Genomic DNA, 12,565 nt, shown 5'->3' with positions numbered 1-12,565 from the left:
GTGTAAGTTTATCAATATCCATCAGAGAACCAAAACATGTGAGGAATGTACCAGGAGAAGAATATTGTGTAAGTTTATCAATATCCATCAGAGAACCAAAACCAAAGGTTAAGACGTTTGCCACAGCATCAGGTGTAAGTTTATCAATATCCATCAGAGAACCAAAACGTAATTGATAATGAGTTCCTTCCATAGCAAGTGTAAGTTTATCAATATCCATCAGAGAACCAAAACATGTGAGGAATGTACCAGGAGAAGAATATTGTGTAAGTTTATCAATATCCATCAGAGAACCAAAACATCCCTTCATTGATAACAGGAAGGCTGTTGTGTAAGTTTATCAATATCCATCAGAGAACCAAAACAACTTTTTTACATTCAAAACCATAATCATCGTGTAAGTTTATCAATATCCATCAGAGAACCAAAACGTAATTTCCAAATAGCAATTTTTGACGAAGGTGTAAGTTTATCAATATCCATCAGAGAACCAAAACCATGCTTAACCAACTATTATCTACAACTTTGTGTAAGTTTATCAATATCCATCAGAGAACCAAAACATCAGTAAGTTGCATGTCATTAACTTTAGTGTGTAAGTTTATCAATATCCATCAGAGAACCAAAACAAAAGTTAGTCCGGGAGGGCAAAGCACAAGTGTAAGTTTATCAATATCCATCAGAGAACCAAAACTGATAAGAGTAGGTTATGCCACAACATTAGGTGTAAGTTTATCAATATCCATCAGAGAACCAAAACCAAAGCACTGCAGACACAAATATTGCTGCGTGTAAGTTTATCAATATCCATCAGAGAACCAAAACTATCTACTTTACTACTACTTTTTAAACTTCGTGTAAGTTTATCAATATCCATCAGAGAACCAAAACATTACTTTAGCGACACTCTTAACTGTTTTGTGTAAGTTTATCAATATCCATCAGAGAACCAAAACAAATAACTTATTCATAACTTATAAAAGGGGGTGTAAGTTTATCAATATCCATCAGAGAACCAAAACTGTGGTTATCAAGGGTGTTCGCATGTTGGTGTGTAAGTTTATCAATATCCATCAGAGAACCAAAACTGAGACAGGTCAACACCGTTAATGTCTCCGGTGTAAGTTTATCAATATCCATCAGAGAACCAAAACCATCACATCGACGTCAGTCTGCAGTTGTTTGTGTAAGTTTATCAATATCCATCAGAGAACCAAAACCAAATCTCGCATGGACCGGGAGGGACAAGAGTGTAAGTTTATCAATATCCATCAGAGAACCAAAACGAACGGTGCTAGCATACCCTTAACCACCGCGTGTAAGTTTATCAATATCCATCAGAGAACCAAAACAAACCTCGACAGCGGCACAAGAAAACGGGGTGTAAGTTTATCAATATCCATCAGAGAACCAAAACTGTAGCAGGGTTAATACTTGCAATTGCATGTGTAAGTTTATCAATATCCATCAGAGAACCAAAACACAATCCAATATGATATCCACGTTCATCATGTGTAAGTTTATCAATATCCATCAGAGAACCAAAACATTGTTACATGCTTTATCGCCTCATCGAGGTGTAAGTTTATCAATATCCATCAGAGAACCAAAACCTTGCGATTGTTCTCCCCGTTTTTGGCCAAGTGTAAGTTTATCAATATCCATCAGAGAACCAAAACTTTAAGACACTTATTACTGTCTGGTATCCCGTGTAAGTTTATCAATATCCATCAGAGAACCAAAACCTGATATGTCTGTTGAATCAGCACAAGAAAGTGTAAGTTTATCATTATCCATCAGAGAACCAAAACTCATGATTGATAATAGACTTTTCTGCCGCAGTGTAAGTTTATCAATATCCATCAGAGAACCAAAACGCAATCCTGCCAATCCTGATATCGTTACCTGTGTAAGTTTATCAATATCCATCAGAGAACCAAAACTACTGAATATATATAGTATTCATTGTTTTAGTGTAAGTTTATCAATATCCATCAGAGAACCAAAACTGCTCCGGGAATTACAATTCCTTGGAATGTGTGTAAGTTTATCAATATCCATCAGAGAACCAAAACTTCATCTCTGTCGTATCGAGCATCCATATCGTGTAAGTTTATCAATATCCATCAGAGAACCAAAACTCATGATTGATAATAGACTTTTCTGCCGCAGTGTAAGTTTATCAATATCCATCAGAGAACCAAAACTTCCATTGTTTAGGCCTCCTTTTATTTTAGTGTAAGTTTATCAATATCCATCAGAGAACCAAAACTTTTTCTCATTAAATATGTCGAAGTCCATGGTGTAAGTTTATCAATATCCATCAGAGAACCAAAACCAATGAAAGAAAATTATGATAAAACAGTAGGTGTAAGTTTATCAATATCCATCAGAGAACCAAAACCTAATGTCTGTAGGTAAAATACCTTCTATAGTGTAAGTTTATCAATATCCATCAGAGAACCAAAACGCATTGTTGGGGATTATTTACCGGAGATGCGTGTAAGTTTATCAATATCCATCAGAGAACCAAAACTCCACTCAAAAGATTTTCTCATTTAATAAAGTGTAAGTTTATCAATATCCATCAGAGAACCAAAACTTGTTGTTGTTCAATAAATTTTCTTGTCTTGTGTAAGTTTATCAATATCCATCAGAGAACCAAAACCATGTTGAATTAATAGAGAACTGAAGTCCCGTGTAAGTTTATCAATATCCATCAGAGAACCAAAACATTATGATCGGTGTATCCATGGACCCTCCAGTGTAAGTTTATCAATATCCATCAGAGAACCAAAACCCATTCATCACTGTCGAAAAGATTATTATAGTGTAAGTTTATCAATATCCATCAGAGAACCAAAACACACCGGCTGCTATGCGTTTCGTGAGTGTGGTGTAAGTTTATCAATATCCATCAGAGAACCAAAACCTATGTGAGGCATATAAAAATGTCTGTGAAGTGTAAGTTTATCAATATCCATCAGAGAACCAAAACGCGGTAATGGATATTCTGGTTATTTGATTCAGTGTAAGTTTATCAATATCCATCAGAGAACCAAAACCGAGTCCTCGGTCAACAGATTCATCTGTAAGTGTAAGTTTATCAATATCCATCAGAGAACCAAAACGTTTTAATAGTTGCTCTGATGAGTATTGGGGTGTAAGTTTATCAATATCCATCAGAGAACCAAAACACACCGGCTGCTATGCGTTTCGTGAGTGTGGTGTAAGTTTATCAATATCCATCAGAGAACCAAAACCATTCGCAATCAAAGACATCCAATGTTTTTGTGTAAGTTTATCAATATCCATCAGAGAACCAAAACACCTTCAGCGATTACAACGAGGACACGGAAGTGTAAGTTTATCAATATCCATCAGAGAACCAAAACCTTAAATTTATTCTACCATAAGCAGGCTATAATTCAAGTATTTCCCGCGGTTTTAATAAATCCTCGGTAGCAGTAATTTCGCCCACAAGTACAAGCATAGAGGCATATTGTTTTTCCGTCACGGTCATTGCTCTGACCGAGCCTTTAGAAGGCAGGTTTCTTTTGAGACGCTTCACATGTTTTGATGCATCATCATGGTTCCTGGTAATGCGGCAATAAATGGAGTATTGCAGCATATCATACCCGTCATTAATCAGGAATTTCCTAAATCTCGTATATTCTTTTTTTGCCCTGTTGCTGGTTACCGGAAGATCGAACATGACCATAATACGCATATACCTATTATTCATCCCCTTTATCCCCCATTTGGGCATTAATGCCTATAATCATCGGTATTTTAATGAATTTGGGATTCTGGCACTCAATTGCCGTGGTAAGGCTGCTGATGTACCTGTCAATGGCATTTCTAAGACTCATCCGCTTATTTTCCTGCCAAATCGGCTGATTAATTAGATTTACCAGTTCCTTACGGTTATCCTGACTTAGGCTCCCTGCCAGTTCCTCAAAATTGTGATCAACCCAAAAATCTACCATAGGACGAAGTGGCTCCATCATATCATCGGCTAAATTAAAAGGATTTTTTTCATTTATATGATGCAAACCTAGCACACAATTATAACCGTAAGCTGTCAGTGTTTTGCCTACAGCAGACCGGATAACAGCATATCCGTAATTCAGGGCGGCATTAATAGCATCATCGGTATGCCGGATAAATGCACTACCATAAATTGCCCGGAAGAACCACTTGGCGGCAATGCCTTCCCTGTTGCCCCGGTCCCCTGGAATAACTTCTTCAGCAAAGCGATACATTCTACCTGACTTTTCCCGTGGTATCCTGCAAAGTTCCATTACCCTTGCCTGATTCCTGATTTTCCCCTGAATAATCAACTGCCAGATTTCATCTTTAAATTCATCGCTCATCTCCAGTTGTTTTTTTACCACATTTAAGGGACGGTAATGAGTATTCAGGGGATAAATCACTGACTGGGGCATGTGCTTTTCATTACAGACCAGTATATGGGCACCTGCCAGAGTAATAGCCGTAACAGCAGAAGAACTGATGGTGCTCCGGTTGTTATCAAGAACTATGGAATAGATATCCTCAATAGGTATCTTGTTCATTCCGTCTTCCGTTTCAACTACCAGCCAGTTTTGCTCTGTTCGGATTCGTTCTCCTTGAGTAACGATAAGGGTGCGGAACATTTGACCTCCCCTCCCCTCCGTCCAAGAATATCAACATGGTATTTTTTGACCTTATCACTGCTGGCTATAGTAAAGCATTTTCTGGGTTGCTTTGGCTGATTGCCTCTTGCATAATAAAATGCATTGCTGTTAATATTGAAAACAGCTTTATAATAGCCTTGAAACTTGGTTTCTCCCTTTTTATTGATGATTTCAATAAATTCATTGGGAAACATATACATGACATGCTGGCCGTAATCCGCCGGAAGGCTTGAGGGCTTTATAAGTAATTTCTTATCCCTTTTGACAGCGTCAACATACTTGATGCCCCAGGTGCAGGTCTCGCCATTAGTGTTTTGATAAATCTCCACACAATAGTAATTTAAGCCCCCCATGTTCGAATAATTTTGGGCATTTATGTCCTTGCGATAGAAATTGGAGGTGGTTCCTTCCACCAAAGATACCTTGTTAACCCTTTGTCCCCGGTCCGTCTCAAAAAATGGCAGGCCACTGTCTTTAAGAAACTTACCTACCGTATATTTCTCATCTTTACCAGCCAAAATCCTGTGTAGGGCAGTCTCCAGGGACTTATCCCCAGTACGCAGCTTATCCAGGTGCTTGATGGTAATATCATGGATCTTAACCCGCTTTATTTTTTTGTTCTGTCCATCAATCTCACACAACTTAATTGGGTTAGAGTCGGCAATAGGTCCCCGGAATTTTCGCTCCTCCTTGTAGGATACCAGTGGGATTCGCGGCAGACGGACAAAACTTCCCTTTTGGGCATAGAAGTTTTTAACCTGAATCTGCCATAATTCCTCATCCTGGTCATTGAATCGGATGTCCACCTCATCCCTTAGATTGGGAATATATGAGGGCACCCGCTGAGTCTTGGTCAGGAGTAGCCGGGCATATTCCTCATTAAACCCGTAATAGTTTTTCATTTTCCTAATACAGGCCACCAGATATTCCTGGTATTCAGGATGGGATACGGATCTGTACCTGCGTTTGATTTGCTGCAGCTTAATATTGTCTGAGGCAATCTCCACATATTCAGGTGTCAGATTGGCAATTATTACTGCATCGACTGCATGGTGCAGGTGGGTTTCATCCCGGTTTTTCTCCTCTCCGCCCCAGGTTTTTTCATTCAGCCAAATTCTCCTGAACCGTGAGGTCAGACTTCCTTTAATTCCATAAACAGGGGTTGTTTTTCGGCCGGAAAAAATCAAGTTGTCTTTAATGTAAGCGATAATATATTTGGTGATGTATCTGGTGTCGTTGATGTTTCTGCTCTTCCAATCCCGCAAAATTTCCTCAGCTTCTTTTCCATACAGGCTCTCCAGCCTGAGATACTGGTATTTTCTTTTGGATATTTGATTTTCCTTCCGGGTGTACATAACGTTAATAGTTGCAATGAAGGCATCCTTTTTATCCTGGCTCAAGTACATTAAAGGGGTGCGCTGCCTTTTGATCTGGTTCTCGTTAGCCCAAACCAGCGCCTTGTTATTTAAGGTATTATCCAGAATCAATGAATAAGGAATGATGTGATCGACTTCAAACCTTTGCTGCCGGTCCTCCAAAACTTCCTTCAGGTCCCCGAAGGCCTCCCCAGAATACAAGCATTTGCCGCCCTGCTCCTCATAAAGCCGGTATTTGTCTATTTGTACTGGTCGAACCTCATCTTCAGGGATATCCATAAGCTCTGCAATATGGGTCCGGATTCTGGCTGTTCTTTTTTCATTTTTCAGCTGCTTATTTTTGATTTCCAGCCTATCCGTAAAAGTGCGATTCAGGTCGCTGGCCACCTCAATATTAATACACTCAGGGGAACCATAAATCCTGACTAATTCGTTAATTATTTTGCGGGTTTCATTAATGGACCGGAACACCACCGGGTTCTTCTTCACTTCATCATCTTCAAGCAGCGCTAAGAGCTTCTTTCGACTGTCCTTCACCTCTTTTTCATTCTGCTGGGCTTTTAATTTTTCTGCCTGGAAGTTACCGTAAATCTCACCATTCAGAAACGCCTGAACAGCTTCACACATATACCGGTAGCTAACATTGCTGGTGCCGCTGATTTTTTTCCCTGCGATAGCTTTGATTAGCCTTTCTGTGACGAAGTCCAGTTCTGCTAACTCTTTACGTCGGCGAGAGGGAGTATGATATTTTGAAATGACCTCTCCCAGCTTATGGAGCTTTGAAAATTGCTGATAATCCAATTGGGGTTCAGAAATGTAGTTCTCCCACTCCGAGCCAGCATCTTCTATGCATTTTTTGGCCGTTTTCAGGTATTTCACCGCTTTTGAGAGGGCCTTGTCATCAGAGTTTTCGCTTTTAAGCAGTTGAATGTCATGTTTTTTTAGTATTTTCTTCACATCGGTCATGGTTAGGTTCCCGTTGTCCAGTAAAAACTGAGCCAACTCCCCAGCCGCGTCTTTGGTCAGGATAAAATTGCCGGTTTGCGTATCCTTATAGCGGTATTGTGACAGGGTGTTGGTGACAGCATACAAATCTGCTATAACTGTGCTTCGGAACCCTCTGTTCAGGTCATGATAAAACATGCACTTGCCGATGCACCTGCTGTCCAAAAATCCGGTGTACCTTCGATATTTTTCATTAGAATTTCCCGGGCCGTCCTCAAAATCCCTTTGAGCAAAAATTATTTGAAGTGCCATATCAATTTGGGCTTTGTTAAGGCAGGAATGATACTTGGACTGGGTGTACAGGATTTGGCTTATTTCGTCCCGGACATATTCCCGCCTGATCAAATATCTTGATTCGTGGGTTTCACGGTTCCGAATGGATGGAAAGTTATTGTTTTCATTTTTAAATTCCTTTACGATAAATTCTGATACCGTTTCACACCCGCTGCTTCTGAATAACTGGTCGAAGGCTGAAAGAGCATGCTGGTTTACCGTTTCTTCCTTATTCTTTTCTTCTCCCTCTTCCTCGCTTATTTGGTCATAGCTACCGGCAACCTCTTTTTCCGCTTCCTCATAAAAATCCCGATATCCTCTGAAATTGCAGGCATGAATCAGACAGGCCGCTGTTTCCTCCGGTGTCACCTGCTCTTTGGCAGCCATAGCTTTGATTTCATATATATCCCGGCTATTTTGCTGAAAGAACGCCTCAATCTTATCAATTGTCGTAAAGCCGATATTCTGGAGATGTGCTTTAATTCTTTTTTTCCTGAATGCCCTACGCCTGTTCAGACGCCTTGCAGCCCGATATCCGCGCCGCTGTTGGCTCTTGCGGTCTTTACCCAACTTGTCAATTTCGCCGGAATCAAATATTCTTACACCAAAATCTTCAATTTTTGCCGTTTCCTTTTCCCCGCTAATTACACACCAGCCAATTGAGCCAATGCCTATATCCAACCCAAATCGAACCTTGTTTTTCATATGCTTTCCCCCATTGACATTATATTTTATTTATGTTAATATTTTCTTGAGCTTAGGATTGTTTATGTGTAGGTTTATGAATATCCATCAGAGAACCATTTATTGATAAATCAGTGTAAGTTTATCAATATCCATCAGCAGTTCTAAGATAAGGTATCTCTTCTGAGGTGACCGTGGGGTATGGCGGTATCCGACAACAAATCCGCCGTTATTTTAAATATTTACCGCCGAAGGCGGTTTTTTATTTTCCGGACATGCATTTATACGCAGAAAAGTGATATAATACTATGTAAAGAAAATCTTACTTGCGGGAAAAGTAAAGAAAGTAAAGGAGGTATTTTAGTGGAACTTGCAAGACTCTCCTCAAAGGGACAAATAACTATACCTATCGAAATCCGCAAAAAACTGAACCTTAAAGAAGGAGATAAAGTTTTGTTTCTGGAGGAAAACGGTAATATTATTATAGCTAATTCCGCTCTGGTCGCACTGAGGGAATTTCAGCAAGCTATGGCAGGAGAAGCAGAAAAACAGGGACTTCATTCTGAAGAAAACATAAACCAACTGGTAAAAGAAATCAGATCCGAACTGTGGAATGAAAAATATGAAAATAATGATTGACACTAATGTGCTTGTTTCTGCCATCTTATATCCTGCCAATTCTCATTACCAGTTTGCCGGTAAAATCCTCATTATTTAATGCAATTCCGCTTTATTCTCCTATATTCTCTTCGTATCCTAAACACCCATGATGGCAGAACAACTTCTTCATAAGTCCCTGCCATGGCTCCATCAGGGGGCATAAAAACATAGCCTCCGTCAAAAATACATCCCATTTTTACTAATTGCCCAAACTTGTAGTGAGCAGGTCTGGCAAGGATGACAATAATCAATTTACCTTCTTTCTCAATTATACCTATCCTTGATAATTCTTTTAACACAGACAGGCTTGATAACATTATCCTCACCCCTGATTAGTAGTGGGTTAGAAAGTTAACCTTCCCTTTTCTGTTAATTACAGGTAAAATAATATTTGAAAATGTTCTTAGGAGGTATGAAGCATGTCAGATTCAAATGACATTAGAAAACTTGGAGACTTAATGCGGGAATCTCTGAAACCGCAATACGTAAAATTTTCTAATCTTATTGATGGATTTGATAATGAACATAACCGGTTAAATCAATGCATATCAGAATTCAAGACAGGTATTCGTAGCTATAATGAAGCCATTGAAGTCATCAAAAGGCTTATCACAGAAATAGCGCTAAAGATTGACGGTTTGGAGAATCAGGCTGCTCCTTTATTAATAAGTTCAGACACAGAATTTAATTCAAAACAATGCACTTTAATTAAATATGAAATCGCAGTTCTCAAAGACCGTATCGCAAAACTGGAATGCTCCGCCAATATCATTTTACCTCAATTATAAACCCCCACTCCGCCAAATACCGTCGCGTACGTATTTTCGGTCCATAATTTCAACTATAATTTCCCAACATCGCCGCAATCTCTTCCATGATTTCCTGTCTTAATTCAGCAGGAGCCAATACTTCAGCATGACTGCCAAAACTCATAACCCACCGCTTAACTTCATTTAGACCGCTTACAGTCAAGCCTAAGATTACGGAACCATCCGGCTGTTCATCTAGCCTCTGGCTTTCATGCCAGCGTCGTTCCCTGACCCACCGGGCTGCATACCTGTCAAAAGCTATGGTTACTTCCCTGGGTTCGCTGCCCCGCTCAAGGTTAAGGCTGTAAGCAAGATATTCCTCGATATTGAAATTCTTGTCTCTTTTAAAACTCCGCTCTGTTAATTTCAACTCATAAAATCTATCAAGTGCAAACATCCGGATTTCTTTCCTCATGTGACAAAAACCGATGCAGTACCAGGCCCCATCCTGGAACCGCAGATGATAAGGGTCAATATGGCGCTCACTACGGCTGTCTGAACTAAGACTGTAATAGTCTGCAAACACAGTCCTGTTAGATCCGATGGCCCCCTGAATGATTTGATAATGCCCCAGTAGTATCTGTCCATCTCCCCGGGCATCCTCCACAGCGAAAGTAACTGTCCGCTCAATCTCATCATAATCAAGTACCGCACTTTCCGGAAACAGAGCCTGAATTTTTGTATAAGCTGACTTTATCTCTTTTTCATAGGGATGCCCTTGATATTTAGTTAACAGTCTTTCCCCAAGAAACACTGCAGCTAATTCCCCTTCTGTCATCCTGATTTTGGGTATGCTAAAGTTTTCATCGGCATAGTAATACCCCTTTTGACTATATGAGTAGACTATAGGGGCCCCCATTAAATCACGCATCATTTCCAGATCACGTTCCACAGCCCTGGTACTCACCTCAAATTGTTCTGCCAGCCGATTTACATTGGGATACTTGCGGGCTTTTATGGCCGCATGGATATACTGAATTCTAGCGAAAGCATTTCTTCCAACGCCGGTGCGATACTCCGGATTTATTAACGACATGTTTTCACCCCCATTAAGGCATTAGGTGTATATTGTGAATATATACATTCTTCGACATCCCTCCCAATTCCTTCCACGAATGAGAAATCATTCTTAACTTAACAAAAAAAGCCCGCACTTGAATCAATGCGAACTTTAATAAAAACCGACTTCCCATTTCTAAATTCCCCTTGCTCCCCTGCTATAACCCTACTCAAACCTCAGGGCCTCTATAGGATTCAGTTTGGCTGCCTTGTTGGCAGGATACATGCCAAAAACCACCCCAATAAAAAGGGAAAAACCGAAAGCCAAGGCCATAATCTTAAAGGAAACACTTGTCTCCATGGACATTACGGAACCTAACATAGCTGCCCCGCCGATTCCCAGGATAATCCCGATAATCCCCCCCGAGCTGCTGACCACCAAGGCCTCAATAAGAAACTGGCGCAGGATGTCCTTCCTTTTAGCGCCAATAGCCTTGCGAATCCCGATTTCCCTGGTCCGTTCGGTAACAGATACCAACATAATATTCATAATCCCGATACCGCCAACCAACAGTGAGATTGCCGCAATACCGCCGAGCATTGCCGTCAGGGTCCCGGTTACCTCAGTAACAGTTGACAGCATTTCGGCCTGGTTAAAGACCCGATAAGACTCAGCGTCATTGGTTTTCCGGAATAAAATATTGTCAATCTGGGTTACCACCGGGTCAACCATTTCCGGGGATTCGGCCTGAACATAGACTGAACGAATGCCTTTACTGTTAAGCAGGCGTTCTGCAGTCGTCAGCGGAATCAGCACCTTGTCATCATTGGAGCCCATGGATTCGGACCCTTTCTCCTCCAATAGTCCGACAACCTTAAAATTGGTACCGTTTATTTTTATCGTCTCCCCAACCGGATTCATGCCGCCAAACAATTCTGCCGCGACCTCTGTTCCAAGTAAAACCACCTTCTGCCGCAAGCTTACGTCCATGGGCAGAATAAACCGCCCTGCCTGTACTCTATGGTTGCGCACTTCCTGGTATTCTTCGTTAACGCCTTCAAGGCTGGTGTCAAATTTATTACTGCCATACTTGACTGACACATTGCCATTAATTGTAGGTGCGAGCCCCTGAATACCGGCCCGTTCCTTCCATTTTTGGACCTCCTCATAAGTAAGAGCTGCCGAGGATTCGTTACCCCGGATGGTGACACTGATTAAATTGGAACCCATCCCCTCTATCCTGGCAGTTACCGACTTGGTGGCCCCTTCACCAATGGAAACCAGGACAATCACCGCAGCAACACCGATAATAACTCCCAGCATAGTTAGAAATGACCGCATTTTATTGGCCCTTATTCCCGCTATGGCCAGTTTAATAATCTGCCAGACTCCCATCAGGCAACCTCCTCATCATTAACAATACGGCCATCCTGGATTCTGATTATTCTCCGGGCCTGCCGGGCGATTTCCATATCATGGGTTATTATGATTACTGTTTTCCCTTTTTTATTCAAATCCCCGATTATTTCCATAACCTCAACTCCGGAGCGGGAATCCAGGTTCCCTGTCGGTTCATCGGCAAGGATAACCGGCGGATTCCCGGCCAGAGCCCGGGCGATGGCAACCCTCTGCTGCTGCCCGCCCGAAAGTTCTGTTGGTTTATGGTGCATCCGGTCAGACAGGCCAACCAAATCTAATGCCTCCACCGAACTCTGCCTGCGTTCTGCAGTACTCATGCCCCGGTAAATCAGAGGCAGTTCCACATTTTCCAGCGCTGTCAGCTTCGGCAGCAGGTTAAAACTCTGGAAGATAAAACCGATTTTTTTATTCCGGATTTCAGATAAATCATCTTCCTTTAATTTACTGACTTCCTTTTCATCAAGCAGATACTGGCCCTGAGACGGCACATCCAGGCAGCCGATCATATTCATCAAGGTCGATTTCCCGGAACCGGAAGGCCCGATTATTGCTATTATTTCACCATTTTTTATCTCCAGGTTAACTTTGTCAAGGGCAGCCAGGGTTACCGAGCCGGTGTGGTAAAACTTACTTATATCCACAAGTTTAATCATTATCTCT

At 41.1% G+C, this 12,565-nt stretch carries 9 protein-coding genes and 1 CRISPR repeat array; of the genes, 2 read left to right on the top strand and 7 right to left on the bottom strand.

Translation table 11 applies throughout. The annotated features are described in order from the left end of the window. Nucleotides 1-3,395: a CRISPR direct-repeat array (repeat unit 36 nt; unit sequence GTGTAAGTTTATCAATATCCATCAGAGAACCAAAAC). 26 nt (nucleotides 3,396-3,421) lie between these two features. Genes cas2 through cas9 form a run of 3 tightly spaced genes read right to left on the bottom strand, consistent with a single transcriptional unit; the run spans nucleotide 3,422 to nucleotide 8,038 of the window. Then, on the bottom strand, nucleotides 3,422-3,745 hold the full coding sequence (cas2, locus tag Ga0451573_RS05360; RefSeq protein ID WP_231682856.1) for a CRISPR-associated endonuclease Cas2: 324 nt from the start codon (nucleotides 3,743-3,745) through the stop codon (nucleotides 3,422-3,424). After that, entirely contained in the window at nucleotides 3,738-4,658 is a 921-nt protein-coding gene (cas1, locus tag Ga0451573_RS05355; protein WP_231682855.1) for a type II CRISPR-associated endonuclease Cas1, read from the bottom strand. The genes cas2 and cas1 overlap by 8 nt, the downstream gene beginning before the upstream one ends. Beyond that, nucleotides 4,595-8,038 (bottom strand): type II CRISPR RNA-guided endonuclease Cas9, encoded by a 3,444-nt coding sequence (gene cas9, locus Ga0451573_RS05350; protein WP_231682854.1) that lies wholly within the window; start codon nucleotides 8,036-8,038, stop codon nucleotides 4,595-4,597. The genes cas1 and cas9 overlap by 64 nt, the downstream gene beginning before the upstream one ends. Before the next feature lie 180 nt (nucleotides 8,039-8,218). Between cas9 and Ga0451573_RS20000 the strand changes: the two genes are divergently transcribed. Then, on the top strand, nucleotides 8,219-8,656 hold the full coding sequence (locus tag Ga0451573_RS20000) for an AbrB/MazE/SpoVT family DNA-binding domain-containing protein (RefSeq protein WP_331459381.1): 438 nt from the start codon (nucleotides 8,219-8,221) through the stop codon (nucleotides 8,654-8,656). Between the two features lie 71 nt (nucleotides 8,657-8,727). On the opposite strand, the gene Ga0451573_RS05340 is transcribed toward Ga0451573_RS20000, so the two are convergent. Beyond that, a complete protein-coding gene (locus tag Ga0451573_RS05340; RefSeq protein ID WP_231682853.1) occupies nucleotides 8,728-8,994 on the bottom strand; it encodes a hypothetical protein in 267 nt (88 codons plus the stop codon). A gap of 102 nt (nucleotides 8,995-9,096) precedes the next feature. Between Ga0451573_RS05340 and Ga0451573_RS05335 the strand changes: the two genes are divergently transcribed. Then, nucleotides 9,097-9,465, top strand: coding sequence for a hypothetical protein (locus Ga0451573_RS05335; RefSeq protein ID WP_231682852.1), 369 nt, complete (start codon nucleotides 9,097-9,099; stop codon nucleotides 9,463-9,465). Nucleotides 9,466-9,514: 49 nt separating this feature from the next. Here the strand turns inward: Ga0451573_RS05335 and Ga0451573_RS05330 are convergent, their stop codons facing one another. From Ga0451573_RS05330 to Ga0451573_RS05320, 3 genes are all read right to left on the bottom strand, one after another. Then, the gene (locus Ga0451573_RS05330; RefSeq protein ID WP_231682851.1) at nucleotides 9,515-10,522 is read right to left on the bottom strand and encodes a helix-turn-helix transcriptional regulator; all 1,008 of its coding nucleotides are present in this window, start codon (nucleotides 10,520-10,522) and stop codon (nucleotides 9,515-9,517) included. Between the two features lie 189 nt (nucleotides 10,523-10,711). Then, nucleotides 10,712-11,881, bottom strand: coding sequence for an ABC transporter permease (locus Ga0451573_RS05325; protein WP_231682850.1), 1,170 nt, complete (start codon nucleotides 11,879-11,881; stop codon nucleotides 10,712-10,714). Continuing rightward, entirely contained in the window at nucleotides 11,881-12,558 is a 678-nt protein-coding gene (locus Ga0451573_RS05320; RefSeq protein ID WP_231682849.1) for an ABC transporter ATP-binding protein, read from the bottom strand. Before Ga0451573_RS05320 ends, Ga0451573_RS05325 begins: the two co-directional genes overlap by 1 nt. Between the last annotated feature and the right edge of the window lie 7 nt (nucleotides 12,559-12,565).

This window comes from Phosphitispora fastidiosa (assembly GCF_019008365.1).
GTDB classification, from domain to species: domain Bacteria; phylum Bacillota; class Thermincolia; order Thermincolales; family UBA2595; genus Phosphitispora; species Phosphitispora fastidiosa.
This window is presented reverse-complemented; position numbering and strand designations above follow the sequence as displayed.

Bases quoted from the DNA above. Each gene is read 5' to 3' on its own strand.
- Ga0451573_RS05340 (WP_231682853.1), bottom strand. From the start codon at position 8,994: ATGTTATCAAGCCTGTCTGTGTTAAAAGAATTATCAAGGATAGGTATA.
- Ga0451573_RS05330 (WP_231682851.1), bottom strand. From the start codon at position 10,522: ATGTCGTTAATAAATCCGGAGTATCGCACCGGCGTTGGAAGAAATGCT.
- Ga0451573_RS20000 (WP_331459381.1), top strand. From the start codon at position 8,219: ATGGCGGTATCCGACAACAAATCCGCCGTTATTTTAAATATTTACCGC.
- Ga0451573_RS05325 (WP_231682850.1), bottom strand. From the start codon at position 11,881: ATGGGAGTCTGGCAGATTATTAAACTGGCCATAGCGGGAATAAGGGCC.
- cas9 (WP_231682854.1), bottom strand. From the start codon at position 8,038: ATGAAAAACAAGGTTCGATTTGGGTTGGATATAGGCATTGGCTCAATT.
- cas1 (WP_231682855.1), bottom strand. From the start codon at position 4,658: ATGTTCCGCACCCTTATCGTTACTCAAGGAGAACGAATCCGAACAGAG.
- Ga0451573_RS05335 (WP_231682852.1), top strand. From the start codon at position 9,097: ATGTCAGATTCAAATGACATTAGAAAACTTGGAGACTTAATGCGGGAA.
- Ga0451573_RS05320 (WP_231682849.1), bottom strand. From the start codon at position 12,558: ATGATTAAACTTGTGGATATAAGTAAGTTTTACCACACCGGCTCGGTA.
- cas2 (WP_231682856.1), bottom strand. From the start codon at position 3,745: ATGAATAATAGGTATATGCGTATTATGGTCATGTTCGATCTTCCGGTA.